A 26,711-nucleotide genomic window follows, 5' to 3' on the forward strand; every position below is an offset into this window, starting at 1 on the left:
GCCTTGTTTCGCCGCCTGTTTTCCCGTACATTGCCCGCAACGCGTCACACACCACCAGAAACAACGCCCGGCGGAGTCCTGAGCCCCTGATGTTACGCAACCTGATTTTCTTCATCGCCTTCCTGCCGGTGACCATCTTCTATTCCGCCCTGGCCGCAGGGTGGCGCAGGTTCGGCCCCTGGGCCGGGCGGGCCTGGGCGGGCGTCGTGGTCCGGCTCACCGGTCTGCCCCTGGAGGTGGACCTCTCGGCCCTGGACCCGCAGCAGCGCTACATCTTCATCGTCAACCACCAGAGCCAGCTGGACATCCCGGTGATGACCCACGTCCTGCGCGCGCGCCACGTGGGTTTCGTAGCCAAGGAGTCGCTGTTCCGCATCCCGCTGTTCGGCAAGGCCCTGGAGTGCGCCGGGCACGTGAGCGTGGACCGCGGCAACGCCCGCCGGGCCATGAAGAGCCTGGAGGAGGCTGCGGCCAAGGCCCGCGAGGGCGCCAACATCCTGGTCTTCGCCGAGGGCACCCGCCAGCGGAACCTGGAGGCCCTGGGCGAGTTCAAGCCGGGCGGGATGATCCTGGCCCTGAAGACCGGGCTGCCCGTGGCGCCCATCGTGGTCTGCGGCACGGGCGACGCCCTGCCCAAGGGCAGCCTGCTGCTGCGCCCGGCGACCATCCGCGTGCGCGCCCTGGCGCCCGTGCCCGCCGGGAGCTACACCCTGAAGCAGCGCGAACAGTTCCGCGACGACCTGCACGCCCTGATGAACGCCGCCTACCAGGAGTTGCGCCGTGGGTGAGCATGACGTGACCCTGACGCCCCTGGGCGGCCTGGGCGAGATCGGCATGAACTGCATGGTCCTGGAAACCCGGGGCTCCATGTTCCTTATCGACTGCGGGCTGATGTTCCCGGACAACTATCTCTACGGCATCGACGTGGTCATCCCGCGTTTCGATTACGTGGTGGAGAACAAGGAGCGCCTGCACGGCATCGTGCTGACCCACGGCCATGAGGACCATATCGGGGCCCTGCCCTGGCTGCTGCCCCACGTGAGCGCCCCGGTCTACGGCTCGGAGTTCACCCTGGGGCTGGTGGCGGCCAAGCTGCGCGAGCACAACCTGGAGCAGTACACCGACATGCGCGTGGTCCAGGACCGCGAGCGCGTCCAGATCGGCGACTTCCACGTCAATTTCTTCCCGGTGTGCCATTCCATCGTCGGCGGCTACGGCCTGGGCATCGAGAGCCCCGCCGGGCGCATCGTGCACACCGGCGACTTCAAGATCGACCGCACGCCCACCCACGGCCAGGAGACGGACCTGGAAGCCTTCGAGCGCTTCTCGCGGCCTGGGGTGCGGCTCATGCTGTCCGACTCCACCAACATCGAGCGCGAGGGCCACGCGCTCACCGAGCGCGAGATCAAGGCCTCCCTGGGCGAGATCTTCCGCACCGCCCCGGGGCGGATCATCGTGACCCTGTTCTCCAGCCACATCCAGCGCATGCAGGAGATCTTCGAGCTGGCCGAGCAGTACGGGCGCAAGGTGGCCGTCAGCGGCCGCAGCCTGGTGCGCAACATCGAGCTGGCCCGCGAGCTGGACTACATCCGCGTGTCCTCGGGGGTGCTCATCCCCCTGGAAGAGCTGCCCCGCCACAAGGACGAGGAACTGGTGCTGCTGGTCACGGGCTCCCAGGGCGAGCCCCTGGCCTCGCTGTCGCGCATCGCCGCCGGGGAGCACCGCCAGCTGCGCATCAAGAAGGGCGACCTGGTGCTCATGTCCTCGCGCTTCATCCCCGGCAACGTGCGGGCCATCACGCAGATCATCAACAATCTCTACCGCCTGGGCGCCGAGGTGCTCTACGAGAAGGTCCAGGCCATCCACGCCTCGGGCCACGCCCACCGCGAGGAGCTGCGCACCATGCTCCAGACCGTGCGCCCGACCTTCTTCGTGCCCGTGCACGGCGAGTACCGCCATCTGGTCAAGCACTGCCGCCTGGCCCGCGAGTGCGGCGTGGCCGTGGAGCGGACCCTGATCCTGGAGGACGGCGACCCCCTGACCATCAGCCCGTCGAGCATCCGCCTGCACGAGCGCGTGCACACCGAGTGCATCTACGTGGACGGCAAGGGCGTGGGCGACGTGGGCCAGAGCGTGCTCAAGGAGCGTCAGCTCCTGGGCGGCGAGGGCATGGTCATCGTGACGCTGGTGGTGGACAAGGAGACGGGCGAGATCCTCGTGGGCCCGGACCTGGCCTCCAAGGGTTTCGTCTTCGAGCAGCGCTACAGCCATGTGCTCGAAGACGCCAAGTGCATCATCCTGGACATCTTCGAGAACATCCGCCCCGGCGAAACCAGCAAGCTCAAGGAGCGCATCCGCTCCTCCCTGCGCCGCTTCTTCCGCCGCGTGCTGGACCGCGATCCGGTGGTGGTGCCGCTGGTGATGCTGGTCTAGCGGGCCGCCGTGCGCTGGCGCGCCCCGGCGCGAACGCTTCAGACCCTCGTGCATGGCTCCATGCGCGAGGGTCTGCCTGTTTCGCGAGCCGGTGTGCCGTTTCCGGGCGGCCTGCGCGGGAGGGGGGCGTGGCGCGAGGCCGGGCCGCCTGCGCAGCGCGCGGGCGCCCTGCGCGGTTCCCGGGTGCGGGGCTGGCGTCGCCCGCAGGGCGAGGACTCTGCCCCCGGGCTACTCCCGGGGCAGGGTGATGGTGAAGCGCGCCCCGCCGTCGGGGGCGTTGCGGGCGGTGAAGGTGCCCCGGTGGTTGCGGGTGACGATGAAATAGGACACCGACAGCCCCAGGCCCGTGCCCCGGCCCGGGCCCTTGGTGGTGAAGAAGGGCTCGAAGACGCGGGTGCGCGAGGCCGGGTCCAGCCCGGGCCCGTTGTCCTCGACCTCGATGCGCACCCAGCCGGGGGCCTGGGCCGTGCGCAGCACGATGCGCGGGGGCCGGTCGGCCTCGCCTTCCAGCATGGCCTGGGCCGCGTTGCGCAGCAGGTTGAGCAGCACCTGGACCATCTCGGTGCGCACCGCAGGCACGGGGGGCAGGTCCGGCGCGTAGTCGCGCACCAGTTGCACGCGATGGAAGCCGCCCTGGCCGTCCTGGCCGAACTCGTTGGCCGCCAGGGCCACGGCTTCCTCGATGAGCGCCGTGACGTCCACCGGGCTGCGCTGGGAGGTGGACGGTCTGCTGAAGGCCAGCATGCGCGCCACGATGTCCGCCGCGCGGGCCCCGGCCTCGCGGATGGCCTCCAGGGCGCGCAGCACGCCGCGCGCCTCCAGGTAGCCGCGCACCCGGTCCAGCTCCACGTCGCACGTGTCGGCGGCGCGGCAGTTGGCGGGCACCTCGTCCTGCACGCGGCGCAGGGCGTTTTGCGCGCTCTGCATGATGATGCCCAGGGGGTTGTTGATCTCGTGGGCCATGCCTGCGGCCAGCCCGCCCAGGGAGAGCATCTTCTCGCCCTGCACGGCGATCTCCTCCAGGCGCACGCGCTCGGTCACGTCGTCCACGCGCAGCACGGCGCGGGTGCCGCCCGTGTCGGCCAGGGGGAAGATGGTGATCTCCTCGTAGCGCAGGCTGCCGCCCACGATGCGCGAGCGGCGCGGCAGGTGCCTGCGCGCGTCCGAGGCGGCGGCCCCGGTCAGCTCGGGCAGCACGTCTTCCAGGTGCAGCAGCACCTCGCCCAGGGGCTGGCCCATGGCCTGGGGCCTGGGGATGCCCGTGCGCTCCCAGGCCGTGCGGTTCCACAGGGTGACGCGGCCCTGGTCGTCCACCCCCGCCAGCAGCGAGGGCATGGCGTCGATGACCCCGGCGATGGAGCCCTGGGCCTCGCGCAGGGCCTTTTCGGCCTGGGTGCGCACGTCGATTTCGCGTTCCAGGCGTCTGTTCTGGGCCGCCAGCTCGCGGGTCTTGCGCGCCACCTGCGCGCGCATGGCCACGATCCACAGCCCGCACAGCAGCACGGCGGCCAGGGCGGCCCACAGGGCCGTGCCCAGCCACGCGGGCGGCTCCTGCCCGGGCCGCGCGGTGAACCAGTGGTCCAGGGCGCGGTGGTAGGCCGAGTTCTTGTCGGCCTTCATGCGCGCGAGTTCCTCGTCCAGGGCGTCGAGCAGGGCCCTGTCCCCGCCCTTGGGCGCGGCGATGCGCAGTTCGATGGGGTTGAGCAGGATGGGCGTGGCCTGCACGTCGTAGGCCGTGCCCTGGCTGGCGGCGAACAGGTGGTTGACCACGGCCAGATCGCCCTGGCCCTGCTCCAGGGCCACGAAGAGGTCCCTGTAGTCGGGCAGGCGCTGTTCGACGTAGGTGATGCCGAAGCTGCGCATGGTGGAGCGGAAGGCCTCGGCGTGGATGTCGCCGGGCTGGACCAGCACGCTGCGCCCGCGCACGTCGAGCAGGCTGCGCACCTCCAGCCCCGGGCGGGCGAAGACGTGGGCCCAGTTGACCAGGGGCGTCTGGCTGGTGAAGGCCAGGCGCCGCGTGCGCTCCTCGCTGTAGGCCACGTCGGGCAGCAGGTCCACCTCGCCGCGCTGGACCATGTCCAGGGCCTCGGGCCAGGAGCGGTGGATCCAGGTCAGCTTCCAGCCCCGGGTGGCGGCGGTGTGCTCGATGAGCACGGCGAACAGACCTGCGGGCTTGCCCGCCGCGTTGCGGAACAGCACCGGCGGGTTGTCGTAATAGGCCACGGTGACGGCCCGGGCGTGGCAGGCCGGGGCCATGGCGGCAGCCAGAACGAGGACGAGGGCCGCGAGCAGGAGTCGGATCATGGAGCTTCGCGCATGGGTTCCCGGAAAGTGGCAGGAGCCGGGTGCGGAGGCCCGCACCGGATGGGCAAAGCTACAGGCGGGGCGGCACGGAGGCAAGGGAATTGTGGCGGCGGCGCGGGCCCCGGAAATGGCGGGCCGCCGGGCGGGGCGGGGATTTTAGCGCAGCAGTTCCTGGTCCTCGGCGACCATGCGCGCGGCGATGTCCTGGCCGTTGACGGCGTAGGTGCCGGCTTCGACCATGGCCTTGAGGCGCGCGACCTTGTCGGCGCGGACGTCGGGGGTGTTGCGGATGGCGTCCATGGCCGCGTTCATCAGCCGCGCGTCCTCGCTGACCACGACCTCGTCGCGCTGGACCGTCGGTTTCTTGGCGGTCTTGGCCGCCTCGTCCAGGCGCTCGGCCTCGTGCTGGATCTTGATGCGCTCGTAGGGGGACTGTCCGTTCCCGACGCCCTTGATGGCCATGTGCGGCACCTCCCTGAAGCGCGACCGGACTGCCGGGCGCTCCGTTGCATGGATACACTAGTCGCTTCCAGAGCGGGTTGTCAAACCCTTGGGCCGGAAGCAATGCAATAACGGGGCCAGCACACAAGAAGGCGGGGCCCGCCGCCAGGGACGGGCCCCGCTGTCCAGGCAGGGCTGGGAGACACGCAGGCATCGGCCTGCCCGCTACCGTGCGGGCGCGGAACCGATGACGCCGAGGGACTGGATCAGCTCCCCCTTGGAATTGTACACGGGTGACGCCTCCAGGGCCGGGAGCCTCGCGGCCAGGGCCTGGTCGCCCAGGGCCTGGCGGCGCAGGCGGGCCTTGCCGATCTCCTTCATCACGTTGGCGAAGGAGGGGTCCCTTGGCGCGGGCTGCATCTCCAACCCCTTCCCGGGCGCGGTGAGCGGGGAAAGAGTCATGATGAAACCTCCTTGTTTCCACGGGCGCAATCCCTGGGCCACTACCTGGAGTACTCATCGGCAGGGGGTCCATTTTTCTTTATATGAAAGGCTGTGCCCAGCGGCGCGGCGCAGTGGCTGGCCGAATGAAAATGCAGTGCAGGCATTGCGTTGAGCCTGTGCGCGGCAATTTTTGTCACTGTTGCTGCACTGCGTTGGGACATCATTTCCGGGCTGCCTTGTGTGCGACTTGCGCCTTTTTGCGCCCGGTGCGCCGGGCGGCTCAGGCCGGGCCGGGGCTGCGCAGGCGCGGGCACTGCCCGGCCAGGGCGCAGCCCTCGCAGCCCCCGGCAAAGGGCGTGCTGGTCAAGAGGGCGTAGCGGCGGCACAGGGTGTCCTGCTCGGGCCAGGACAGGCCGAGCTCGTGGACGGCGGCGGTGATGGCCGGGTGGGGCGGCGGCACGGGCGAGCAGCCGTGCCCGGCCAGCCCGGGCTCCAGGCTCGCGGCGGCGGCCATGACGCAGTGCACGGCCAGGGCGTGCTCCAGGAACCCGCGCGCGGGCTGCTCGGCGAAGCGGCGCTCCACGGCCTGCTCCAGGGCCTGGTCCAGCCACAGCAGGAGCCAGGCGCCCTGGGCGCCCGCGTCGATGCGCCAGGCGTGCAGGGCGGCCAGGGTGGCGGGCCACAGCCCGGCCAGGGCGTCCAGGTCGGCCTGGGGTAGGGGGCCGGTCTGGGCGGTGCGCACCAGGGCAGCGGGGTCAAAAACCGGACGCGGGGCGAGGCGGACGAGGCGGTAGCTGGCAGACAAGACAGACGCTCCTGGACTGGTGTGTATCGGCCCGGGCCGCTCCCAGGCGCAGGGCAGAGGCAACATCCATGCCAGGGCGGGCGCCCCGGGCTGGACAGCCGGGCCCAGGGGCACTAGCATGGACCCGGGCGGGAGCCTGCGCGCCCCGTACCGGAGCCCCATGCCGCTGACCAGTGACAACGCCTACGCCAGGGCCATGCGCGCGCCGCGCGTGGTTTTGCCGCCGCACACGGTGCATACGGCGGCCTCGTCGGCCCGCGCCGAAGAGGCCGCGCGCGACGCCGCGCGCGATGCGCGCTTCGCCCGGCGCACCCAGGCGGGCGAAAGCCCCCAGGACTCCTTCGCCTGGACCCAGGGCCGCCAGACCCCGGCCCGGGGGCCGGAGGCCGAGACGGGCCGCGTGCTCGACGCCCGGGCCTAGCGGGCGGCACCCGCAGGCGGCGGCCCGGCGCGGCGGTGCAGCCCGGCCAGCGTCGCCCACGCAGGTCTGTGCCTGCGCCCGGTCCTGCATGTTTCCCGGGCCGTCATCCCGGGCCCGGGCCGTTCAGCAGGCGGGCTGACGGCGCGAAAAAAAGCCGAGCCCGGCGCGTATCAAGACGGACGCGAGGGCTCGGCTTTTTTGGGGCCACGCGGCTGCGCCACTTGGGGCAGTCTGCTAGCCGGTTTCGCCGGTCAGGTCCAGGGCGATGCCCTCGTCGCGCGAGCGCAGGGCGGGGTCCTTGGCGTAGGCCGCCTCGCGCAGCTGGCGCGCCTCGCGCAGCTCGGGGTTCTGCTCCAGGGCCTGGAGGCTGAAGGCCACGGACTGGGCGTAGTCCGCGCTGTGGAAGTGGGCCCGGGCGATGTTGAACAGCAGGTGGTCGTCGTCCTGGGCGTGCAGCTCCAGGGCGCGCGTGTAGTATTCCAGGCACTCCTTGAACAGGCCGCTCTTGCGCAGGCTGATGCCGAATTCGTTGAACAGGTGCTTGTGCTGCGGGGCGAACGCGCTGGTCATGGAAACGATCTTGCGGAAGGTGTGCCGCGCGCGGGCCTTGTCGTCCAGGTGCAGGTAGGTCAGCCCCAGGCCGAAGTTGGCGCGGATGTGGTCCTCGTCGATGGTCAGGGCGCTGCGGTAGGCGTATTCCGCGCTGTAGAACTCCTCCTTGGCGCGGTGCTCGTCGCCCTCGTCGGCCAGCCGCTCCACCTCGCGCATGCGCGGGGCGACCTTTTCCATGTAGATGCCCGGCTCGGGGTAGAACTGGTCGACCACGTCCTGCAGGGGCACCTCGCGGGGCTCGCCCGTGGGCAGGTATTCCCTGTTCAGGGCCCGCACGGTGGTGCGGCCCTCGGCGTCGCGCTCCAGGTACCAGAAGACCTTCTTTTTCTCCTTGCGCTTGGTTGCCCCGAAGCCCACTGTCTTGGTAATGATCTCCGAAAAGACCCCCCGGAAGGGGAAGGGGATGGCCAGGCCGCCGGGGTCCTGTCCGGGGGCCGGGGTCGGCGGGTGCGGGGTGATCTGACTGGGCTGGGTCATGTGCTTGCTGTTTCCTTCCTGGCGGGGCCGGGCACGAGTCTACCTTGACTCTAATCATCTCCTTTCGGCGGTCAATTCCGGCAGATTGCGAAATGGGGCTGTTGCCAGGGCCATGCTGCAAAAAACTCAACGATGGTCCGGATTCGTGAGGATTGGTGTAAATTGCGTATTGATAATGGAAATCAAAGAGTTGGTGGCAGATGTCATTTTCGTGTCCGCCCCTGGCGCGGGCCCGGGGCCGTGGCCCGCGTGGCGGCCCTGCTGGGCCTGCTGCTCCTGGCGGCCCTGCCGGCCCGGGCCCAGTTCCTGGGGGGCGTGGACGCGGCGGGGCTGCGGGCGCTTCTGGCGGCGCAGGGCGGCAAGGTGGCGGTGGTCAATTTCTGGGCCACCTGGTGCGGGCCGTGCCGCGTGGAACTGCCCGAGCTTGTGGCCCTGCGCGCGGCCTTCACCCCGCAGGAGCTGTTCCTGGCCGGGGTGTCGCTGGATTTCGACCCCGAGGCCCCGGCCCTGCTGGCCGCGCAGGAGCGGCCCGGCTATCCGTTCTATCTCGCCGGGGACGACGTGCCCGCCGCCTTCGGGGTCGGCGCCATTCCGCACACCATGATCTGGGGTCCGGACGGCGTCTTGGCCGTGGACCATGTGGGCATCATGGACCGCCAGGGCCTGATCGGGGCCGTGTCCACCCTGCTCGGGCGGCCCGTGCCGCCGGGAGGTGCGCCATGAGGGGAACGATTGTTTGCCAGCGCCTGCTGGCCCTGGCCGCGCTGTGCGTGGCCCTGGTCGCCATGCCGGGCGCGGCCTTTGGGCAGGACCCCGGCCTGCCCCGGGAGCCGGGCGCCTGGTTCCAGTACTGCGCCTGCCTGGAGGGTGGGGAGCACGCCGAGGCCCTGGCGCGCAGGCTCGCGGCGCGGCTGTCGGGCCTGGAGACCCGCGTGGAGCGGGCCCTTGCGCCCGGGCCCGGCGGGCAGCAGCGCGCGGTGGGGCTGGTATTCGTGCGCCACGCGGAACTGACCCCGGCCCAGGTCTGCGCGCGGCTGGGCCCGGCGGACTGCCCCCCGCCCGGCGCTCCGGCCCCAGGGGGTGGTGAATAGCTGGAACCACTCTTTTCTTTCATTGTTCGGGAAAGTGCACTATCCTGGCTGCACCGTGGGTTCTCCGGGAAGGAACTCCGGCGCGAGGGGGAACAGGCCACACCGGGATTGGTGCATGAAAATTCGGACCAAGATCCTTGCCGGGTATTTTCTCATCTTCACGGTGACCATCCTCGTGGGCATCGCCGTGGTCTATGCGCAGCTCAAGGGCTCCCTGCGCCGCAACATCGAGCACGAGCTGTCCAACAGCGCCGCCACCGTCGCGGCCATGGTGCGCACGGCGGTGGACGTGTCCATCCGCAACCACCTGCGCGCGGTGGCCGAGAAGAACCGCGAGATCATCGCCGGGCTCCACGCCCGCCAGCTGGCCGGGGAGCTGACCGAGGCCCAGGCCAAGGCCCAGGCCGCCGCCATCCTCGGCGCCCAGCGCATCGGGCGCACGGGCTACCTCTACTGCCTGGACGGCAGGGGCGTGCTGACCTACCACCCCCGGCCCGAGAACATGGGCCGCGACGTTTCCGAATTCGCCTTCGTGCGCCAGCAGACCGCATCCCGCGAGGGCTACCTCGAATATTTCTGGAAAAACCCCGGCGAGCAGTCCCTGCGTTCCAAGGCGCTGTACATGACCTATTTCGCGCCGTGGGACTGGATCATCTCCGCCAGTTCGTACCGCGAGGAGTTCGGGACGCTGGTCAACGCCGCCGACTTCCGCGCGGGCATCCTGTCCCTGCGCTTTGGCGACGACGGCTACGCGGCGGTCTTCGACGGCGCGGGCAACGCGGTGATCCACCCGCACCTGTCGGGCAACGTCCTGGCCATGAAAGACGGGGAGATGCGGAGCCTGGTGCAGGAGCTGGTGGCCCGCAAGGCGGGCCTGTTCTACTACTGGTGGCGCAACCCCGGCGAGGAGCAGGCCCGGGAAAAAATCATCATTTTCAACTATCTGCCCGAAGTGGATTGGATCGTCGGGGCCACGGGCTACGCCGACGAGTTCTTCGCGCCGCTGCGCACCCTGCGCCTGGCGGCGGCGGTGGCCGTGCCCCTGGTGCTGCTGCTCGGGCTGCCGTTCTCGCTGTGGGCCGGGCTGTCGGTGTCGCGGCCCCTGGAAGCCCTGCGCCAGAGCTTCGCCCGGGCCGCCGAGGGCGACTTCGACCAGCGCGTGGCCCCGGGCGGCACCCGGGAGATGGCCCAGCTCGCTGGGTATTTCAACGGCTTCATGGAGCGCATGGGCCAGTACAGCGCGTCGCTGCGCCGCGAGGTGGCCGAGCGCCAGCAGGCCGAGGAGCGCGAGGCCCGGGCCCGGGCCCACATGCAGGACGTCGTGGACTCCATGGCCTCGGTGGTCATCGGCCTAGACGGGGAGTGCCGCGTGACCCTGTGGAGCCGCCGGGCCGCCGAGGAATTCGGCGTGGAGCCGGACCAAGCCCTGGGGCGGCCGGCCGAGGACGTCTGCCCCATGTGGGGCCTGTGCCGCGACGCCGTGGATGCGGCCCTGCGCGAGGGGCGGCCCGTGGTGCGCGACAAGCTGCCCGTGCGCCGGGGCGGGCGCACGGCCTATTGCAAGGTCGAGGCCACGCCCCTGTCCGCCTCCGGCGGGGTGGGGGTGGTGCTGCGCATCGTGGACATCACCGAGCGCGTGCGCATGGAAGACATGATGGTCCAGACCGAGAAGATGATGAGCGTGGGCGGGCTGGCCGCAGGCATGGCCCACGAGATCAACAACCCCCTGGGCGGCATCCTCCAGGGTGTGCAGAACGTGCAGCGCCGCCTGGCCCTGGACCTGCCCGCCAACCAGCAGGCCGCCCGCGAGGCGGGCATGACCATGGACGCCCTGCGCGACTACATGGCGCGCCGGGCCATTACTCCCACCCTGGAAGGCATCCGCGAGAGCGGCCTGCGCGCCGCGCGCATCGTGGCCAACATGCTGGAGTTCAGCCGCCGCAGCGAGTCCAGCCGCATGCCCTGCGACGTGACCGACCTGCTGGACAAGGCCGTGGAGCTGGCCGAGAGCGACTACGACCTCAAGAAGCGGTACGATTTCAGGAAAATACGTGTCGAGCGCGACTACGAGCCGGGGCTGCCGCTGGTGAACTGCGCGGGCACGGAGATCGAGCAGGTCTTCCTGAACCTGCTGCGCAACGCGGCCCAGGCCATGGGCGGCATGCGCGACGGGGCCGAGCCTGTCCTGCGCCTGGGGGTCCGGCGCCAGGGCGACTGGGTGCGGGTCGAGGTGTCTGACAATGGCCCGGGCATGACCGAAACCACCCGCAAGCGCATCTTCGAGCCCTTCTTCACCACCAAGGAGGTGGGCGAGGGCACGGGGCTCGGGCTGTCGGTGTCCTATTTCATCATCACCCGCAACCACGGCGGCAGCTTCGCCGTGGAGTCCGAGCCCGGCCAGGGGGCGAGCTTCGTCATCCGCCTGCCGCTGTAGCCGGGCTCAGGGCGCGGTGCCATTGGCCGGGCGGCGCTTGAGCAGGGCCATCAGGCAGTCGTACGACTCGCCGCAGGACGCCAGGGCCTTGTCCAGGTGGGCCATGTTGCGGACGATGGCCACGGCGTAGAGATCCTCGTCGATGTCCCAGCGCTGGCGGAAGTGGTGGACCATGTAGCGCATCTGCCCGCCCAGGGGGCCGTCCATGCGTTTCTTGGCCACCTGCTCGTAGAAGGACCGGGTCTTGAGCATCAGGTCCATCTCCGAGCTGAAGCCGGGCAGTCCCGCCTCCTCGAATTCCTTGAACAGACTGGGGAGCTTCTCCAGGTAGTTGCGGTCGGCGATCTGGGCGGCGAGGTCCGCCGTGCCCAGGATCAGCCCGGCCCGCGCGGCCTCCACCGTGCGGAAGGACACCTGGGAGGGGTCGCCCGCCAGCTCGGTGCAGCGGATCATGGCCATGGCCTCGTCCAGGTCCGCCCCGCTGAAGCCCAGGGGTGTGAGAAAGGCGCGCATCACCGCTGCGGAGCGGGCCTCGTGGCCCAGGGTGTGCCGGGCGCCGGTGCCCTGGGTCTCGTGGCGCTCCTGGATGAGCCCGGTGTCGTGGAAGTAGGCCGCCGCCAGGCCGAGCAGGAAGGGCCCGGGCGTGCAGCCGCCGTGGGCCAGGGCGCAGCCGTGCAGCAGGCGCAGCGTCGCCAGCACCACGGACAGGGTGTGCTCCAGGTCGTGGTAGCGGGTGTTGCTGGCCTTGTAGCCGGGGTTGCGGCCCCCGAAGAGGTCCGCCACGGCGTTGTGGATGGCAGTCAGGGTCCCGGCCTGCTCCGTGAAGCCCAGGGAGGCGGCCACGGATTGCACCTCGGCCAGCACGGCGGCCTCGTCGGCGGGGTTCACCAGCTCGTAGAGTTGAGGCAGGTCGGACACACACGCTCCTCGGGCCCTGCCTGGCGGGCCGCTGCATGCCGGCCCGGGCGGGGTGTCCGTGCGCGGCACTGCACTGCATACGGCAAAACGGCCCTTGAAGGCAAGGGGCGCTCCTTCCGGGTGGGCCGCAACGCTTTTCCCGCGCCTCAGACCTCCTGGATGGGGTGGATCTCCTTGCAGAACTCGTCCCACTGCGCGCAGGTGTCGGGGGAGACGGGCGCGGGGTAGTCCTGGCCGCAGTGCGGGCAGTGGGCCAGGGCCACGGGCGCGTCGCCGCCAGCCAGGGCCTTGGCCTTCGAGGCGTCCAGGGCCAGGGGGGCGGCGCCCGCCAGGGCCTTCATCTGCCTGGCCTCCAGGGCCAGGGTCGTGCCCTGGCCGCAGCCGGGGCAGGTGCCGTGCACGGTGTAGGTCTTGGGGCTCATGGCGTCTCCTTTGTGGCGCGGGCAAAAACTGCCCGGCTCAGAACGCCATTACCCCCTGTTCGGCGCGCAAAGTCAAGGGCTGCCCGCACCGGCCCGGGCCGGGCCGCCCCTGACCAGGAAGGCGCCGTTGCCCAGCAACTCTTCCAGGGCGGCATCGGTGAGCCCGGCGGCGCGTTGCAGGGCCGCGATTTCCTGCCCGGGGTCGAACAGCGGATAGTCGCTGCCGAACAGGACGCGCTCGCGCGGGTGGCGGCGCAGGATGGCCGCCAGGTCGGCGGGGTCCATGAAGGGCACGGAGCTGGAGGTGTCGATGTAGACCCGGCTGCCGACCAGGCACTCAAGGGCCCATTTCCAGTGCAGGTAGCCGCCCATATGCGCGGCGATGAGGGTCAGGCGCGGGTGGTCGGCGTGCACGCGCATGAGCTTGAAGGGGCAGGAGGGGTTGCGCTCCGGGGGCAGGCGGTCGCCCACGTGGACCATCACCGCGAAGCGCCCGGCCATGGCCTCGAACATGGGGTTCAGGCGCGGGTCGTCCAGGCGGAAGCCCTGGAAGTCCGGATGCAGCTTGATGCCGCGCACGCCGCCGCGCTCCAGCAGGTCGAGCTGGGCCTCCCAGGGCCCGTAGCCGGGGTGCAGGGTGCCGAAGGCCGTGGCCCGGGGCTCGTCGCGCTGGATGGACAGGGCCCAGGCGTTGGCGGGCACGACCTGGTCCGGCGTGGTGGCGGCGTTGTGCACCACGCAGCCGTCCAGCCCGGCGCGCTCCACGCGGGCCATGAGGTCGGCCAGGGTGCCGTCGCCCACGGGGCTGATGCCGTAGTGGCCGCTCAGTTGTTCCAGGACCTTGTGGGCGATCTTGTGGTGGAAGGCGTGGGTGTGGACATCAAGGCGCATGGCCTTGTGCATTGCCCCAAACCCGGGCCCGCCGCAAGGAAATGTTGGTTGCGCAATCAGCCGTTCCCGGCGCCGCGCTACAGCCCGACCTTGAAGCCGCCGCCCTCCTCGCGGCGCACGGTCTTGAAGAATTCGCAGCCCATGCAGCGCCGGAGCCTGCGCATGGCGTCGGCCCCGGCCCGGTGGTGGGCGTCGGTGTCGGCCAGGGTCCAGCAGACGCGCCCGGCGCAAGGGCCGGAGTTGGTGCCGTGGTGGTACTCGGCCTCGGCGGCGGGGCAGACGCCCAACTCCCCGGCGCTGTGCCCGCCGGGCTGGCGGCCGCAGTTGCGGTGCTCCCAACAGGGCGTGCGCAGGCCATGGCCGGGCGTGCCGGAGCCCGGGGCGGGGGGCGCGGTGCGGAGCGCCGCGAGCAGCCTGGAGAAAAACTTCCGCATGGCGTGGCCTGGAAACAGGAGGTCGGATAGTTGAAGGACGTTTGGGAACATGGGTAGCGTATTTGGCGGGGAATGGAAAGCAGGGAAGGGGAAAAAAGTACGCGGCTCTGTACACTGTTTGGGCAACAACTGTTGCGGAATGCGGCTTCTGCGTGGCGCCATCCGGGCGGAGGGGGCGTGGCGTTGGCCGATGCAGGGCGCGGGGCGTGTGTGGCGACAAAAATGCACCGCCTGGGCCGGTGGTGCATCGGGGTGGTGCAGAGCACAACCCGGGCCGGACCGGGCCGGGGTTCAGGGTTCCTGGAACAGGTCGCGCAGCCAGCCGGGGATGCGCACCGGGCGGCCCGCCGGGTCCACGCAGGCGTGGCGGGTGCTGCCCGTGGCGTGCAGGGTCGTGCGGTCCTCGGCGTAGACCTCGTAGGCGAAGCAGACCGAGGCCCCGCGCCACTGGCTGATGCCCACGCGCACCAGGGCCAGGTCGTCGTAGCGCAGGGGCCGCTTGTAGCGCACGCTGGCCTCGGTGATGGGCAGGGCGATGCCGCGCTCCTCCACCGTGGCGTAGCTCATGCCGCGCTCGCGGATGAACAGCGAGCGGGCGCGCTCGAAATAGTGCAGGTATTCGGCGTAGTAGACGACCTTCATGGCGTCGGTTTCGCCGTAGGACACGCGGTGTTCCAGCCAGGCCTCGGGGCGGGGGAAGCCGTCCGGGCCCAGGGGGGCGCCGCTGTCCGCAGGGGTGGCGGGCGTGGGTGTGGTGGGGGGCATGGTCATCCTCGCAGGCGCTCCAACACGTGGGGCAGCAGGTCGTGGCCGTGGTCCAGGGCCAGGCCGGTGGCGGCGGCGTTCGCCTCGCTGAAGGCGGGCAGGCCGTGGTCGGCCAGGCGCGGGTGCCAGAGCAGGAAGGGCACCGGGTCCGGGGTGTGGGTGCGCCGGGCCAGGGGCGTGAAATGGTCGCAGGTGACCAGGATGGCCGCGTCGGCGCCTTCCAGGGCGCGGACCACGGGCCCGACCACGCGCTCGTCGAAGCGGCGCACGGCCTCGACCTTGTCGGCCACCACGCCCGAGTGCCCGCATTCGTCCGGAGCCTCCACGTGCAGGAACACGAAGTCCCCGCCGCGCGCCAGGAACGCCAGGGCCGCGTCCACCTTGCCCTGGTAGTTGGTGTCCAGAAGGCCGGTGACGCCCGGCACCTCGGCCACCTCCATGCCCGAGGCCCGGCCCAGGCCGCGCACCAGATCCACGGCGGAAACCACCGCCCCGCGCAGGCCGAAGGCCTGGGCAAAGGCGGGCAGCAGCAGCGGGCGGCCCTGGCCCCAGGGCCAGATGGCGTTGGCGCGCGTGGCGTTGGCCGGGGCGCCCAGAAGCTCTGCAGCCCGGCGGCGCAGCTCCGCCAGGCGGGGCGAGGCGGCGAAGCGCTCCAGGTCCGGCCCCTGGGGCTGGCCGGTGATGTCGTGGGGCGGGCGGATGTCCAGGCCCGCCTCGGGTGCGCGGGCCCCGCCGCGCTGCACCAGCAGGTGGCGGTACTGGATGCCCGGCACGAAGGTGAACGTGCCGTCGCCCAGGCGGGCTTGCAGGTCCTGCACCAGGGGCGTGGACTGTGCGGTGCTGATGTGCCCCGAGGAGTAGTCGAGCATGGCGTCGGCGGGCCCGGGCCCGGCCACCTGCACCAGGTTCAGCCGCCAGACCAGATCGTCGGGGTCCAGCTCCAGGCCCTGGGCGGCGGCCTCGATGGGCCCACGCCCGGTGTGGTGCGCGGCGGGGTCGAAACCCATGAGCGACATGTTGGCCACGTCCGAGCCCGGGGGCATGCCCTGGGGCACGGTGCGCGCCGTTCCGGCCACGCAGCGCCGGGCCAGGGCGTCCATGTGCGGGGTGGGCGCGGCCTCCAGGGGCGTGCGCCCGCCCAGCTCGGCCACGGGCCAGTCGCCCATGCCGTCGGCCACGAGGAAGAGGAGTTTGGTCATGGCGGTGTCGTGTCGCGTGGGCGACGGGGTTGGCGGTTGGACGGCGGGGTCAGTCGGAGAACAACAGCGGCGCCAGCAGCGCGGCCAGCAGGATCAGCAGCGCCACCACGGCCAGGAGCATGGCGGCTGGGCTGGCGCCCCTGCCGCGCAGCGCCTTCTGGAAAAACGTGGCCAGGACCTGGTGGATCATGGGGCCGCCCCCGGCGGCGCCCGGGGGGCGCGGGTCGCGGGCGGGCCGGGTCCGCCCTGGTTGTGCCGGTCCGGGCCAGGATGCCCTTTCCCGGCCTGTTCGTCCAGTCCCCGCCCGCCGCGCGCCCGGCTCCGGCAGGGCGTCCCCGGACGGCGGCCTGCCGCGTTGCCCAAAAAACAGGCCCGGCGCATGTCTCGCTGCGCGCCGGGCCCGGGTTTTCTGCCCCGGGCCGCCCGCCAGTGCTGGACGGCCCGGGAAAAGGAATCTGCCGACAGTCTGCTAGAGAATCCTGTAGTGCATGGTCGTGCCCAGGGTCAGGCCCAGGGCCTCCACCTGGCGCATGGCCTTGTGCACGGCGTCCGCCGCCGCCTCGTGGGTCAAAAACACCAGGGGGATGCCCTCGCCCGCGTCGCTGCGGCTCTTCTGGATGACCTGCTGCAGGCTGATGGCGTGGTCGGCCATGACCCCGGCGATGTCGCGCAGCACGCCCGGCGCGTCGGGCACGATGAAGCGCACGTAGTGCTCGCTCACGGCGTCGTCCAGGTCCAGGATTTCCGCCTCCGGCAGCCGGGAGTCCACGAAGCCCAGGTTGTCCGGCGCGTCGTGGCGGATGGTGGCCATGACATCGGCCAGCACGGCGCTGCCCGTGGGCATGTCGCCCGCGCCGCGCCCGTGCAGCACCACCGGGCCCGCGTTGCCCTCCAGGCGGATGGCGTTGTACGCCCCGGACACCGAGGCCAGCAGGTAGCCCTCGGGCACCAGGGCCGGGTAGACCCCGGCCTCGACCTTGCCGTCCACCAGCCGGGCCTGGGCCAGCAGCTTGATGCGGAAGCCGAACTCACGGGCGAAGGCGATGTCCATGGGCGTGACCACGGTGATGCCCGTGACGGGCAGCTGGGCGAAGGGGTAGTCCACCCCGAAGGCCAGGCGGATGAGCAGCACCAGCTTGTGGGCCGCGTCGATGCCCTGGATGTCCAGGGTCGGGTCGGCCTCGGCGTAGCCGAGCTGCTGGGCCTGGCCCAGGGCGGTGCCGAAGTCCAGGCCCTTGTCGGTCATCTCGGTCAGGATGTAGTTGGCCGTGCCGTTGAGGATGCCCAGCAGGCTTTGCAGGCGGTTGCCCGCCAGGGCCTCCTTGAGCGGCTGGACCACGGGGATGCCCCCGGCCACGCTGGCCTCGAAGCCCAGGTGCACCCCGCGCGCCTGGGCCTGGGCGAAGAGGTCCATGCCGTTTTCGGCCAGCAGGGCCTTGTTGGCCGTGACCACATGCTTGCCTGCGGCGATGGCCTCCTCCAGGAAGCGCCGGGCGAACCCGGTGCCGCCCATGAGCTCGCAGACCACGGCGATGTCCGGGTCGTCCAGCAGCTCGCGGTAGTCGGTCACGGCGCGGGCGCCGATGGCCTCCACGGCGGCGCGGCGGTGCTCGCTGCGGATGAGCACGGACTTGATGCGGATTTCCTTGCCCGTGCGGCGCCGGATGGACTCGCGGTTTTCGTGCACGAGCCGCGCCAGGCCCTGGCCCACGGTGCCGAACCCGGCCAGGGCGATGTCCAGCCGCTGGGGCTGCCCGGGGCCTGCGGGCCGTCCGGGATGCTGCTCCTCTAGCACGCGCCCCCCTCCAGGACCTTCTTGATGCCCTTGATGGCCTGCTTGGTGCGGTGGGCGTTCTCGATGAGGGCGAAGCGCACGTGGTCGTCGCCGTAGTGCCCGAAGCCCAGGCCCGGCGACACGGCCACATGCCCCTCGCGCAGCAGCAGCTTGGCGAACTCCACCGAGCCGAGCTTGCGGAAGGGCTCGGGGATGCGCGCCCAGGCGAACATGGTCGCCTTGGGCGGGGTGATCTCCCAGCCCACGCGGTTCAGGCCCTCGCAGAGCACGTCGCGGCGCTCCTTGTAGACGTTCACGATGTCCTGCACGCACTCCTGGGGGCCGTTCAGGGCGATGATGGAGGCGATCTGGATGGGCTGGAAGATGCCGTAGTCCAGGTAGCTCTTGATGCGCGTCAGCGCCTGGACCATGTCGCGGTTGCCGCAGCAAAAGCCCACGCGCCAGCCGGCCATGGAATACGACTTGGACAGGGAGAAGAACTCCACGCCCACGTCCTTGGCGCCCTTGGCCTGCAGGAAGCTCGGGGCCTTGTAGCCGTCGAAAACCAGGTCGGCGTAGGCCAGGTCGTGGATGACGTAGATGTTGTTTTCCTTGGCGAAATCGACGATGCGCTGGAAGAATTCCAGGTCCACCACCTGGGTGGTCGGGTTGTGCGGGAAGCTCAGGATCAGCAGCTTGGGCTGGGGCCAGGTCTGGCGCATGGCCAGCTCGAGGTCCTCGATGAAGTTGCGCTCCGGGCTGGTGGGGATGCGCCGTACGTCCGCCCCGGCGATGATGGCCGAGTAGGGGTGGATGGGGTAGGTCGGGTCCTGGGCGAAGACCACATCGCCCGGGGAGAGCATGACCATGGCCAGGTGCGACAGGCCTTCCTTGGCGCCCATGGTCACCACGGCCTCCTGGTCGGGGTCGATGTGCACGTCGAAGCGTCGCAGGTACCAGTCCGAAATGGCCTTGCGCAGGTTGGGCAGCCCGCGCGAGGCGCTGTAGCGGTGGTTGATGGGCTTGTGGGCGGCCTCGACCATCTTGTCCACGATGTGCTGGGGGGTGCCGAGATCGGGGTTGCCCATGCCAAGATCGACGATGTCGATGTTCTGGCGGCGCATCTTCATCTTCAGCTCGTTGACCACGGCGAACACGTAGGGGGGCAGCCTGTGGACCCGGGGGAACTGTTGCATGGGGCCTCCTTGCGGGCGTGTCTTTGCGCCATCCCGGACGCATGCGGTGTTGTGCGCCCGGGCCCGGGGGGCACGGGGCGCGGGAATCGCACCAGGGTTTCCATCCCCCCGCGACAGGCCGGGAGGACCGGGATGGCGGGGGGGCCGCCTACTCGAACAGGTAGGCGTACTTCTCGGCGACGGCGGCGGTTCGCCCGGCCAGCGCCTGGGCGGTGGCCTCGACGGTGGCGGCGTCCACGGTCCCGGCCTCGCTGGCCAGGTAGTGCGTCAGCACGGACTCGTTGGCGGCGTAGATCCACACGGCGGCATAGACGGAACCGACCTGCTCGCGGCCGGGAAATTCAGGCTGGGTGGAGAGGATGACCTTGATCCTGCGCTCGTCCTTGGCCGAGAGGGCGAAGAGCGACGAGGCGTTCAGGGTTTCCTTGAGGCGGAAGGCCAGGCGCGTGCCGAGTTGGTCCGTGTTGTCGTGGACCACGGCCACGGGGGTCACGAAGCCGTCTTTGGCGGGCTCCGCGGGCTTGTCTTCCATGGCCTCGGCCTTGGGCCCCGGCTGGGGAGCCTGGGCCAGGCCGTGGGGCGCGCAGAGCAAGAGCGCCGCGAGGGCAGCGGCGCAGAGCAGGGCGGCGGCGCAGCGGCCCCCGGGCACCCCCGCCGGGCGGGGGAGAAAAGATGATCTGTGGAAGGACATCGGCGCTAGTCTTGAGGCGTAAACGCCGTTTTGTCAACACTCGTCTTGCCTTGCAGGAAGGCCTCCACCACGGGCTTGTCGTGCGCCGCGATCCGCAGGTCGGCCACCGGGGGCGGCGCGGCCTCGCCGCCGTACAGCAGCAGGGCGCGGTCCACGAATCCGGCCAGCACCAGGCTGGCCCGCACGCGTCGCGCCCGGGGCGGCTGGCCCCATACGGCGGAAACGGCCAGCACATGCCCGGCCCCGCCCGCCAGCAGGTTGCCGCTGCGCAGCAGGGTTTCGCGGGCGGTGCCCGGCGCCGTGGCGCCCCAGCGGGCCAGGTGCTCCACGAAGGCCGGATGCAGCGCGAGGTAGTGGAAGGGGTCGATCTTCACGGCCACGGAGACCCCGGGCACGCCGAGGATCATGCCGTTGTCGCGCCAGGCCCGGCCCAGGCCGCGCTGGAGCCGGTCGAGAATCCGGGCGTAATCCTTCATGGCACCTCGCCCCGGGGCGGGCCGCCTGGCGGCGTCAGCCCTGGGGGTAGTTGGGCCGCACGCGCACCGTGTCCACCGCCGTGCGCACGGCGTCCTCGATCTCGTCCTGGCGCACGGGCTCGCGCAGCACGATGGAGCCCTGCTGCACATAGCGCGGGGGCAGGCTGTTCAGCGCCAGGGCGTAGATGTCCTGCAAATCTATGGTGTTGGGGATGAACCCCGGGTGCTCGGCCAGGATGCGGGGGATGGCGTCGATGACCCGGCGCTCGTTGCGGTTGCGGATGAAGAAGAGGTTGGTGTCCCCGACGTTGTAGCGCTCGGCGAGTTCCTTGATCTTGGCGTCCATGACGACCCCCGGTGAGGATATGCCAAAGCATAACCATTCGGCGGCATTATTTCAAACCGAAAAAAGAACGCGTCCGGCAGGCTTGCGGGGCCGCCGGGCGGCGGGCTCAGAAGTCGAAGCGCAGGGGCGCCTTGGGCCGGGCGGCCTTGCTCCGGCGCGCGGTGCCGTGCTTGCCCACATGCTTGAGGAATTGCCGCGAGGGCGCGAGGTCCGGGTTCAGCTCCAGGGATTTTTCCAGGTAGCGGATGCAGTTGGGCAGGTCCTGCTTCTCGAAGTAGGCCCGGGCGATGTTGTGCAGCAGGTGGTCGTCCTCCCCGGCCAGGGCCAGGGCCCGCAGGTAGTGCTTGAGGGCCAGGTCGAACAGGCTCTGCTTGCGCAGGCTGACGCCGAAGTCGTTGAACATGTGCTTGTGCTCGGGCACGAAGGGCGCGTCCATCTCGGCCAGGCGGGTGAAGATGTCCACGGCCTTGGCCTGGTTGCCCCGGCGCAGGTAGGTCAGCCCCAGGCCGAAGCTGGCGCGCGCGTTGGTCTCCACGTTCTCGGGGCTGCCGCTCAGCTCGAAGCCCTCGATCTCCACGCGCAGCCCGGGCAGGGGCGCGGGCGGGGCGGGGGGCGCGTCGCGCTCGGCCATGTCCTGCCGGGCGGCGGAGTCGGGGTGCTGGATGTAGAAATCGGGCTCGGGGGCGAAGCGTTCCAGCAGGGTGTCCAGCGCGATGGTGCGCTTCTTGCCCACGGGAATGAGGTGCTCGTTGATGGGCTGGACCTCGGCCAGGTTCGCCGCGACCTGGCGCACCAGCCAGTACTGCTTGACCGTGGCCTTGCGCTGGGTCTGGCCGGTGCCGACCTTGCGGGTCTCCATGGTGGAGAACACCCCCTGCACGGGCGCCTGGGGCGGGGAGGGCTTGGCGGGCATGGTGCTGGCTCCGCGTGTGCCCGCGCGGGGCGGGCGGTTGCCGGGCCGGGGGTCCGGCGCCGGGCAGGGTCATCCTGGCGGCCATGATAGCCCGGAAGCCCCGCCCGCACAAGGCCGACATGCCGCGCGCCCGGCTGGCCGCCGGGAAGCTGCCCCGCAGGTCGCTTCTGAAGCAGGCATGCCGCCGCAGCGGGCGGGCGCGGCGCTAGCGCGAGAGGGCGTCGAGCAGGAACACCGCGCCCACGGCCAGCGCCGTGCCCACCAGGAACCACAGCAGGCTGCGGCGGATGCCCAGGCCCGGGGTGGCCCGGGGCCGCGCCGTCAGCCGGGCGCCGGAGGGCGCGCTGGGGGCCTCCAGGGGCAGGTCCTCCCAGGGCGTGTGGCGGTAGTCGGGCACGGCGTCGGGCCGGGCCGGGCGCGGCCCGGCGGGCGCCGCCGTGGGCCCGGGGGCGGGGGCGGCGCCTGGGGCGGCGTCCGCTCCGGGGGTGGCCTGGGCGGCGGCCTGGGGCTTGGCCTGCTCCGCCTGCCCCGGCGCGGGCGCGGCCTGCTCCGCAGCCTGGGCGCTGCGTTCCAGCAGGCGCCAGGCCGTGTGCAGCACGTCTTCGAGCTGGGCCATGCGCGCGTCGCGCCCCTGCAGGCAGAGCACGCCGTGCAGCGAGGTGGCGCGCACCAGGGTGCCCTCGGGGCGCTGGCTCAGGGCCAGGGCCACGCGACGGCCCACGTTGGCCAGGGAAAAGGGCGGCTTGGCCAGGATCAGCCCCAGGGCGCGGTCGGCGGTGACCAGGGTCAGCCCCCGGAGGGCGGCTGCGGCGGCCAGGGCCTCCCAGGCGGCGTCGCGGCCCATGGGCCCGCCCGGGCCCCCGGGGCCGTGCGGGAAGGTCCAGGCCAGTTCGGTCTGGCGGGCGGAGTACGAGGCGCTTTCCAGCACGGGCCCGGCGGGTGCGGGCGCCTGGGCCTGTGGTCCTGCGGTGGCGGGCATGGAGCCTCCTTGCCGGAGCCTGGGGCGCAACCCCCCGGGGTTCCAGGGCATGGCCACGATGCACCAAAACGCGCGCCCCGGCAACAGGCCCGCGCCGGGCGGGCCGGAGCGCGCCGCTGCGGCCTTCAGGCCCCGGCGGCGTCCAGGGCGGCCCGGGCCCGGGCCGCGAAGGCCGCCACCAGGGCCGGGTCCTTGCGGCCCCGGGCGTCCTCCAGGCCGGTGTGGGCGTCCACCCCGGCGGGGCGCACGGCGCGGATGGCCGCCGCCACGTTGTCCGGGCCCAGGCCCCCGGCCAGGAGCAGCGGGCACGGGCAGGCCCGGGCCAGCAGCGCGCTCACGCTCCAGTCGTGGGTGCGGCCCGTGGCCCCGGTGGCGCCGCTGGCGGGGTCGAGGCTGTCGGTGAGCAGGGCGTCGCAGTGCGCGGCCAGGGCCCGGGCCTCGGCTAGCAGGGCCTCGCGCCGGGCAGGCGCCGGGTCCGGCGGTACGATGACGCTCTTGATGACGTACAGGTCGGGCCTGCGGGCGCGCAGGGCCGCCAGGGCCGCCGGGGCCATGGGCGCGTGCAGTTGCACCGCGCCGCAGCCCAGGGCCCGGCACAGGGCGTCGATCTCCGCCGGGTCCGTGGCGTAGGTGATGCACACGGCCAGGACGTCCGGGGGCAGGGCGGCGACGATGCGCGCGGCCTGGGCCTCGGTCACGTCCGGGGCGTGCACGGCCAGGCGCAGGGGCAGGCCCACGCTGTCCACCCCCAGGCGCGCCAGCATCAGGGCCTCGTCCACGTCGTGCACCCCGGCCACCTGCACGCGCGGGCAGGGCCTCACGGCGTCTGCCCCTGCGGGGCGCGGTGGCCCCGCGCGGCCCGCGCGTCGTCCAGGGCCCGGGTCAGCCGCTGGGCGTACAGGGCCGCGATATCGCCCGGGGCCATGCCCGCCTGGGCGGCGAGGTCGAAATCCGGGGCCGGAAGGCCCGGGGGGCGCGGCACCAGGGGCCGGGCCTGGGCGAACTGCTCCCGGGCCGTGGCGGGGTCGCCCGCCTCGCGCGCGGCCAGGGCGCGGTCCAGGGCCAGCAGCGTGTCCGGCCCGGCGTCCGAGCCGAAGGCCGCAGGCAGGGTGCCCGGCAGGGGCCGCCCGCCCAGGATGTCGCCCACGGCGCGGGCCGCCAGGGCGGGCCAGCGGGTCAGCCGGTCGCCGGGCAGGTCGAACTCCGCCGTGAATCCCCCGGGCGGCCAGCGGCGCATGGCCTCGGCCCGGGCCACCCCGGCCCGCTGGGTCAGCTCCGTGGCCCGCGCCTCCAGGTCCGCGCGTGTGGCGCGCAGCTCGGCCTCGCGCTGGGCCAGGGTCTGGGCGTTGTAGGCGAAGATGTGCGCGGCAAGGCCCACGGTGGCCTGCTCCAGGGCGCGCAGGTCCTGCTGGGCCCGGGCGGCGGTCTCTTCCAGGCGCTCCAGGCGGCCTATGGCGATGGCCGCCGCGGTCAGGCTTCTGGCGCGGTGCAGCTCGGCAATGTGTTCCTGCAGGGCGCTGCGCTCGGCCAGCAGCTCGTCCAGGCGTTTTTCGGCCTCGAAATATTGCAGGCCGAAGGCCGTCTGGGCCAGATCCTGGTCCAGCAGCGCCAGGGCCTGGCGGGCGTCGGCGGCGGCCCGGGCGGCCTGTTCGGCGGCGTCGCCCAGCCGCGCCAGCCGTGCGGGGGCGGGCTCGGCGCTTTGCACCGCCAGCCGGGTGCGCACCATTCCCGGCGCCCCGGGCACCGGGGCCAGGGTCGCGGTGACGGCGTACTGCGCGCCGACCAGCCGCGCCAGCAGCAGCGCGTCCTCGGCGCCCTGGGCCGCGTCGCCCCCTTGCGGGTCCAGCCCGGCCTCGGCGGCTACGGCCTGCATCAGCCCCCAGGGCGCGATGCGCGGGGCGTCCAGGCCGCCCACGGCCCCGTGCAGCAGCAGCAGCAGGGCCCGGCCCACTCCGGGCACCCCGTCCTCCAGGCGCGGCGGGGCCAGCACCGCCAGCCCCGGGGCCAGGGGCTCGTCCTGGCCCTGGAAGGCCGCCTGCACCAGCCCGCGCGCCCGCAGCCGGTCGGCCAGCAGCTCCAGGGCCGCGGCCTCGGCGCGCAGGGCGGCGGCGAAAGCGGGCAGCGGGGTTTCGGGATAGGCGTCCCACAGGGCGGCGGTGGCCTCGGGGCGGCCCGCGAACCAGTGGCACAGCCCCAGGTAGGCTGTGGCCAGCGGGTTTTCCGGGTCGCGGGCCAGCACGGCCTCGAAGCGCGCCCCGGCCACGGCGTAGCGCCCGGCCTCGAAAGACTCGCGCCCCGAGTCCAGCACCCCGGACAGGGTGGCCAGCACGGGCACCGTACGCAGGCTGGGGCCGCCGTCCGCCACCTGGCCGGGCTCGGTGGGCGTGGTCGGCGGAATGGACGGCGCGCAGGCGCCGAGCCATGCGGCCAGGGCCAGGAGCGCCCCCAGGCGCAGGGTGGAGACAAGCGTGCGGCGCGGCATGGAACCCACTCTATCCGGTTGAAAAATTCTTTCCCACAGGCCGTTCAAAAATGACGCAAGGACGCTTCGGGTCGGCGTGTTGCTGGACATCCGCACCGCCCTGAAGCGTTCGCAGCAGCGCAGCGGACCATTTTTCAACGGCTTGCTATAGCAGAGGCCCGGGCGCGGGGGAAGGGCCGGGCCAGGCCGCCAGCACCTGGGCGCACGGCCCGCGCGCCGCCACGCGCCCGGCGTCCAGCAGCAGGCAGCGCTGCACCGCCGGAGGAATCTCCCCGGGGTCGTGGGTCACCAGCAGCAGCGTGACCCCGCCCAGCGCCAGGGCCTGGACCACCTCCAGGAAGCGCCCCCGGGCCTCGGGGTCCAGCCCCGAGCAGGGCTCGTCCAGCAGCAAAAGCTCCGGCCCCGGGGCCAGGGCCCGGGCGATGAGCAGGCGGCGCATCTGCCCGTAGGACAGGGTGCGCACCCGGCGCTGTTGCATCCCCGCCAGCCCCACCATATCCACCAGCGCCGCAGCCCGTTCCGCCTGTTCCGCACTGGGGCGGTCGTAGAGGCCGACGCTGGAAAAATAGCCGGACAGCACCGCTTCCACGGCGGTCACGTCGTAGCGGTACGCGGCCTGCAATTCCGGGGACACCAGGCCCATGCGGCGGCGGATGTCCCACACGTTTACCGGGCCGGGCAGCCCGAACCACGAGGCCCGGCCCCGCGTGGGCCGCAGGGCGCCCATGCACAGGGCCACCAGGGTACTCTTGCCCGCGCCGTTGGGCCCCAGCACCGCCCAGTGCTCCCCGGGGCGCACGGCCCAGTCGATGCCCGCCAGCACCGCGCGCCCCTGGCGGACCACGTCCACCCCGCGCAGCTCGACATAATGCTCCGGCGCAGCCTGGGCCCGCGCGCCCTGGGCCCGGGGCAGGGCCAGGGCCGGGCCTGCCGCGAAGACGCCCCGCGCCGCCCCGAGCACCTCCCGCGCCGGGCCCTGGCGCACCACGCGCCCGTCCTCCAGCAGCGCCGCATGGGTCGCCACCGCGCGCACTTCGTCCAGATGATGCGTGGCCATGACCAGCTGCGTGCCGCCCGCCGCCAGCCGCTCCAGGGCCCGGCCCAGGCGCGCGCGCGCCGCCGCGTCCAGCCCCTGCATGGCTTCGTCCAGCAGCAGCACGCGCGGCGCGCGCACCAGGGCCCGCGCCAGCACCGCCAGCCGCCCCTGCCCGCGCGAGAGCGAGAGCACGTCGCGCCCGGCCAGCTCCGCCGCGCCCAGGGCCGCCAGGGCCGCCCGGGCCCGCTCCAGCTCGGCCTGCGAGGGCTCGCGGAACAGGTACTGCGTGTCGTGGATGCCCGTGACCACGAAGCGCTCCACGCGCATGGCGCGCTCGTCGCGGGTCAGGGCGTCGTGGTCGTCGGGGGTGACCAGGGCCACCGCCGCCCGGGCGTCCAGGGCGCTTTGCGTGGGCCCCTGGCCGAAGTTCCAGCAGCGCGTGCCCCGGTGGCCGAAATGCTCGCCCTGGGCCGGGTGGACCTCGCCGCGCGCCAGGCGCAGCAGCGTGGTCTTGCCCGCGCCGTTGGGCCCGGCCAGCACCCAGTGCTGCCCGGGCAGCACCTGCCAGGAGGCGTCCTTGATGGCCAGGCCGGGGCCCAGGCGCACCGTGCAATGGTCGATGGCGATGACGGGATCGTGCGGCATGGGGGCTGTGGTACCCCCTGCGCCGCCCGGGGGCAAGGGCGGGGTCTGCGCGCGGCGGCCCGGGGGGCGGCTTGGTCTCCCC

28 protein-coding genes are annotated in these 26,711 nt (G+C 72.2%); 6 read left to right on the forward strand and 22 right to left on the reverse strand.

Annotated features, from left to right (window positions below; translation table 11 throughout):
* Positions 1 to 89 precede the first annotated feature (89 nt).
* Together G495_RS0115365 and G495_RS0115370 are read left to right on the forward strand one after the other, a co-directional pair.
* Entirely contained in the window at positions 90 to 788 is a 699-nt protein-coding gene (locus G495_RS0115365; protein WP_028588483.1) for a lysophospholipid acyltransferase family protein, read from the forward strand.
* Positions 781 to 2,433, forward strand: coding sequence for a ribonuclease J (locus tag G495_RS0115370; protein ID WP_028588484.1), 1,653 nt, complete (start codon positions 781 to 783; stop codon positions 2,431 to 2,433). The genes G495_RS0115365 and G495_RS0115370 overlap by 8 nt, the downstream gene beginning before the upstream one ends.
* A 228-nt stretch (positions 2,434 to 2,661) precedes the next feature.
* Here the strand turns inward: G495_RS0115370 and G495_RS20655 are convergent, their stop codons facing one another.
* The 4 genes from G495_RS20655 to G495_RS19720 all read right to left on the reverse strand — a co-directional run bounded on the left by G495_RS20655 (position 2,662) and on the right by G495_RS19720 (position 6,364).
* On the reverse strand, positions 2,662 to 4,737 hold the full coding sequence (locus G495_RS20655) for an ATP-binding protein (RefSeq protein WP_051445452.1): 2,076 nt from the start codon (positions 4,735 to 4,737) through the stop codon (positions 2,662 to 2,664).
* A 156-nt stretch (positions 4,738 to 4,893) separates the two neighbouring features.
* On the reverse strand, positions 4,894 to 5,199 hold the full coding sequence (gene flgM / locus G495_RS19715) for a flagellar biosynthesis anti-sigma factor FlgM (RefSeq protein ID WP_035252589.1): 306 nt from the start codon (positions 5,197 to 5,199) through the stop codon (positions 4,894 to 4,896).
* 204 nt (positions 5,200 to 5,403) lie between these two features.
* Positions 5,404 to 5,640, reverse strand: coding sequence for a hypothetical protein (locus G495_RS0115385; protein WP_028588485.1), 237 nt, complete (start codon positions 5,638 to 5,640; stop codon positions 5,404 to 5,406).
* Between the two features lie 262 nt (positions 5,641 to 5,902).
* Entirely contained in the window at positions 5,903 to 6,364 is a 462-nt protein-coding gene (locus G495_RS19720) for a hypothetical protein (protein WP_156939737.1), read from the reverse strand.
* A gap of 223 nt (positions 6,365 to 6,587) precedes the next feature.
* On the opposite strand from G495_RS19720, the gene G495_RS0115395 reads away from it, so the two are divergent.
* Entirely contained in the window at positions 6,588 to 6,848 is a 261-nt protein-coding gene (locus tag G495_RS0115395; RefSeq protein ID WP_028588486.1) for a hypothetical protein, read from the forward strand.
* Positions 6,849 to 7,082: 234 nt separating this feature from the next.
* Here G495_RS0115395 and G495_RS19725 read toward each other — a convergent pair whose 3' ends face one another.
* Positions 7,083 to 7,937, reverse strand: coding sequence for a tetratricopeptide repeat protein (locus G495_RS19725; protein WP_051445454.1), 855 nt, complete (start codon positions 7,935 to 7,937; stop codon positions 7,083 to 7,085).
* Between the two features lie 240 nt (positions 7,938 to 8,177).
* On the opposite strand from G495_RS19725, the gene G495_RS19730 reads away from it, so the two are divergent.
* From G495_RS19730 to G495_RS20660, 3 genes are all read left to right on the forward strand, one after another.
* Entirely contained in the window at positions 8,178 to 8,660 is a 483-nt protein-coding gene (locus G495_RS19730; protein ID WP_051445455.1) for a TlpA family protein disulfide reductase, read from the forward strand.
* On the forward strand, positions 8,657 to 9,028 hold the full coding sequence (locus G495_RS0115410; RefSeq protein WP_028588487.1) for a hypothetical protein: 372 nt from the start codon (positions 8,657 to 8,659) through the stop codon (positions 9,026 to 9,028). Before G495_RS19730 ends, G495_RS0115410 begins: the two co-directional genes overlap by 4 nt.
* 115 nt (positions 9,029 to 9,143) lie before the next feature.
* Positions 9,144 to 11,462 carry a cache domain-containing protein gene (locus G495_RS20660; RefSeq protein WP_051445456.1) on the forward strand — a complete coding sequence of 773 codons (2,319 nt, stop codon included), beginning with the start codon at positions 9,144 to 9,146 and terminating at the stop codon, positions 11,460 to 11,462.
* A 6-nt stretch (positions 11,463 to 11,468) separates the two neighbouring features.
* Here G495_RS20660 and G495_RS0115425 read toward each other — a convergent pair whose 3' ends face one another.
* The 17 genes from G495_RS0115425 to G495_RS19750 form a co-directional block, all read right to left on the reverse strand.
* On the reverse strand, positions 11,469 to 12,380 hold the full coding sequence (locus G495_RS0115425) for a hypothetical protein (RefSeq protein WP_028588488.1): 912 nt from the start codon (positions 12,378 to 12,380) through the stop codon (positions 11,469 to 11,471).
* Between the two features lie 146 nt (positions 12,381 to 12,526).
* Positions 12,527 to 12,802, reverse strand: coding sequence for a hypothetical protein (locus G495_RS0115430; protein ID WP_028588489.1), 276 nt, complete (start codon positions 12,800 to 12,802; stop codon positions 12,527 to 12,529).
* A gap of 72 nt (positions 12,803 to 12,874) precedes the next feature.
* A complete protein-coding gene (locus G495_RS0115435) occupies positions 12,875 to 13,693 on the reverse strand; it encodes an amidohydrolase family protein (protein WP_028588490.1) in 819 nt (272 codons plus the stop codon).
* A gap of 77 nt (positions 13,694 to 13,770) precedes the next feature.
* Positions 13,771 to 14,127 carry a two-CW domain-containing protein gene (locus tag G495_RS19740; protein ID WP_035252592.1) on the reverse strand — a complete coding sequence of 119 codons (357 nt, stop codon included), beginning with the start codon at positions 14,125 to 14,127 and terminating at the stop codon, positions 13,771 to 13,773.
* Between the two features lie 291 nt (positions 14,128 to 14,418).
* Complete coding sequence (locus G495_RS0115445; RefSeq protein ID WP_084458364.1) at positions 14,419 to 14,892, reverse strand: acyl-CoA thioesterase; 474 nt, start codon at positions 14,890 to 14,892, stop codon at positions 14,419 to 14,421.
* A gap of 2 nt (positions 14,893 to 14,894) precedes the next feature.
* Entirely contained in the window at positions 14,895 to 16,091 is a 1,197-nt protein-coding gene (locus G495_RS0115450) for a cofactor-independent phosphoglycerate mutase (RefSeq protein WP_028588492.1), read from the reverse strand.
* Between the two features lie 49 nt (positions 16,092 to 16,140).
* On the reverse strand, positions 16,141 to 16,281 hold the full coding sequence (locus G495_RS21915) for a hypothetical protein (RefSeq protein WP_156939738.1): 141 nt from the start codon (positions 16,279 to 16,281) through the stop codon (positions 16,141 to 16,143).
* 279 nt (positions 16,282 to 16,560) lie between these two features.
* Positions 16,561 to 17,886: a homoserine dehydrogenase gene (locus G495_RS0115460; protein WP_084458366.1), complete on the reverse strand. Its 1,326-nt coding sequence runs from the start codon at positions 17,884 to 17,886 to the stop codon at positions 16,561 to 16,563.
* Entirely contained in the window at positions 17,880 to 19,061 is a 1,182-nt protein-coding gene (locus G495_RS0115465) for an aminotransferase class I/II-fold pyridoxal phosphate-dependent enzyme (protein ID WP_028588494.1), read from the reverse strand. Before G495_RS0115465 ends, G495_RS0115460 begins: the two co-directional genes overlap by 7 nt.
* Positions 19,062 to 19,209: 148 nt before the next feature.
* On the reverse strand, positions 19,210 to 19,752 hold the full coding sequence (locus G495_RS0115470) for a hypothetical protein (protein ID WP_169734405.1): 543 nt from the start codon (positions 19,750 to 19,752) through the stop codon (positions 19,210 to 19,212).
* Between the two features lie 5 nt (positions 19,753 to 19,757).
* Complete coding sequence (locus tag G495_RS0115475) at positions 19,758 to 20,228, reverse strand: hypothetical protein (RefSeq protein WP_028588496.1); 471 nt, start codon at positions 20,226 to 20,228, stop codon at positions 19,758 to 19,760.
* Positions 20,229 to 20,262: 34 nt separating this feature from the next.
* Positions 20,263 to 20,574 carry a late competence development ComFB family protein gene (locus tag G495_RS0115480; RefSeq protein WP_051445457.1) on the reverse strand — a complete coding sequence of 104 codons (312 nt, stop codon included), beginning with the start codon at positions 20,572 to 20,574 and terminating at the stop codon, positions 20,263 to 20,265.
* 106 nt (positions 20,575 to 20,680) lie between these two features.
* The gene (locus G495_RS0115485) at positions 20,681 to 21,487 is read right to left on the reverse strand and encodes a tetratricopeptide repeat protein (RefSeq protein ID WP_028588498.1); all 807 of its coding nucleotides are present in this window, start codon (positions 21,485 to 21,487) and stop codon (positions 20,681 to 20,683) included.
* A gap of 205 nt (positions 21,488 to 21,692) precedes the next feature.
* Positions 21,693 to 22,466, reverse strand: a complete 774-nt coding sequence (locus tag G495_RS0115490; protein ID WP_028588499.1) for a hypothetical protein — start codon at positions 22,464 to 22,466, stop codon at positions 21,693 to 21,695.
* Between the two features lie 125 nt (positions 22,467 to 22,591).
* On the reverse strand, positions 22,592 to 23,287 hold the full coding sequence (locus G495_RS0115495; protein ID WP_028588500.1) for a phosphoribosylanthranilate isomerase: 696 nt from the start codon (positions 23,285 to 23,287) through the stop codon (positions 22,592 to 22,594).
* Complete coding sequence (locus G495_RS19745; protein WP_035252597.1) at positions 23,284 to 24,948, reverse strand: coiled-coil domain-containing protein; 1,665 nt, start codon at positions 24,946 to 24,948, stop codon at positions 23,284 to 23,286. Before G495_RS19745 ends, G495_RS0115495 begins: the two co-directional genes overlap by 4 nt.
* 145 nt (positions 24,949 to 25,093) lie before the next feature.
* Positions 25,094 to 26,629: an ATP-binding cassette domain-containing protein gene (locus G495_RS19750; RefSeq protein ID WP_051445458.1), complete on the reverse strand. Its 1,536-nt coding sequence runs from the start codon at positions 26,627 to 26,629 to the stop codon at positions 25,094 to 25,096.
* Between the last annotated feature and the right edge of the window lie 82 nt (positions 26,630 to 26,711).

It is taken from the genome of Desulfocurvus vexinensis DSM 17965 (assembly GCF_000519125.1).
Lineage (GTDB): Bacteria > Desulfobacterota > Desulfovibrionia > Desulfovibrionales > Desulfovibrionaceae > Desulfocurvus > Desulfocurvus vexinensis.

Bases quoted from the DNA above. Each gene is read 5' to 3' on its own strand.
- G495_RS0115485 (WP_028588498.1), bottom strand. From the start codon at position 21,487: ATGCCCGCCAAGCCCTCCCCGCCCCAGGCGCCCGTGCAGGGGGTGTTC.
- G495_RS19745 (WP_035252597.1), bottom strand. From the start codon at position 24,948: ATGCCGCGCCGCACGCTTGTCTCCACCCTGCGCCTGGGGGCGCTCCTG.
- G495_RS0115385 (WP_028588485.1), bottom strand. From the start codon at position 5,640: ATGACTCTTTCCCCGCTCACCGCGCCCGGGAAGGGGTTGGAGATGCAG.
- G495_RS0115475 (WP_028588496.1), bottom strand. From the start codon at position 20,228: ATGAAGGATTACGCCCGGATTCTCGACCGGCTCCAGCGCGGCCTGGGC.
- G495_RS0115365 (WP_028588483.1), top strand. From the start codon at position 90: ATGTTACGCAACCTGATTTTCTTCATCGCCTTCCTGCCGGTGACCATC.
- G495_RS0115465 (WP_028588494.1), bottom strand. From the start codon at position 19,061: ATGCAACAGTTCCCCCGGGTCCACAGGCTGCCCCCCTACGTGTTCGCC.
- flgM (WP_035252589.1), bottom strand. From the start codon at position 5,199: ATGGCCATCAAGGGCGTCGGGAACGGACAGTCCCCCTACGAGCGCATC.
- G495_RS0115445 (WP_084458364.1), bottom strand. From the start codon at position 14,892: ATGCCCCCCACCACACCCACGCCCGCCACCCCTGCGGACAGCGGCGCC.
- G495_RS19740 (WP_035252592.1), bottom strand. From the start codon at position 14,127: ATGCGGAAGTTTTTCTCCAGGCTGCTCGCGGCGCTCCGCACCGCGCCC.
- G495_RS0115450 (WP_028588492.1), bottom strand. From the start codon at position 16,091: ATGACCAAACTCCTCTTCCTCGTGGCCGACGGCATGGGCGACTGGCCC.
- G495_RS20660 (WP_051445456.1), top strand. From the start codon at position 9,144: ATGAAAATTCGGACCAAGATCCTTGCCGGGTATTTTCTCATCTTCACG.
- G495_RS0115430 (WP_028588489.1), bottom strand. From the start codon at position 12,802: ATGAGCCCCAAGACCTACACCGTGCACGGCACCTGCCCCGGCTGCGGC.
- G495_RS20655 (WP_051445452.1), bottom strand. From the start codon at position 4,737: ATGATCCGACTCCTGCTCGCGGCCCTCGTCCTCGTTCTGGCTGCCGCC.
- G495_RS0115395 (WP_028588486.1), top strand. From the start codon at position 6,588: ATGCCGCTGACCAGTGACAACGCCTACGCCAGGGCCATGCGCGCGCCG.
- G495_RS0115435 (WP_028588490.1), bottom strand. From the start codon at position 13,693: ATGCGCCTTGATGTCCACACCCACGCCTTCCACCACAAGATCGCCCAC.
- G495_RS0115490 (WP_028588499.1), bottom strand. From the start codon at position 22,466: ATGCCCGCCACCGCAGGACCACAGGCCCAGGCGCCCGCACCCGCCGGG.
- G495_RS21915 (WP_156939738.1), bottom strand. From the start codon at position 16,281: ATGATCCACCAGGTCCTGGCCACGTTTTTCCAGAAGGCGCTGCGCGGC.
- G495_RS19750 (WP_051445458.1), bottom strand. From the start codon at position 26,629: ATGCCGCACGATCCCGTCATCGCCATCGACCATTGCACGGTGCGCCTG.
- G495_RS19725 (WP_051445454.1), bottom strand. From the start codon at position 7,937: ATGACCCAGCCCAGTCAGATCACCCCGCACCCGCCGACCCCGGCCCCC.
- G495_RS0115410 (WP_028588487.1), top strand. From the start codon at position 8,657: ATGAGGGGAACGATTGTTTGCCAGCGCCTGCTGGCCCTGGCCGCGCTG.
- G495_RS0115480 (WP_051445457.1), bottom strand. From the start codon at position 20,574: ATGGACGCCAAGATCAAGGAACTCGCCGAGCGCTACAACGTCGGGGAC.
- G495_RS0115470 (WP_169734405.1), bottom strand. From the start codon at position 19,752: ATGTCCTTCCACAGATCATCTTTTCTCCCCCGCCCGGCGGGGGTGCCC.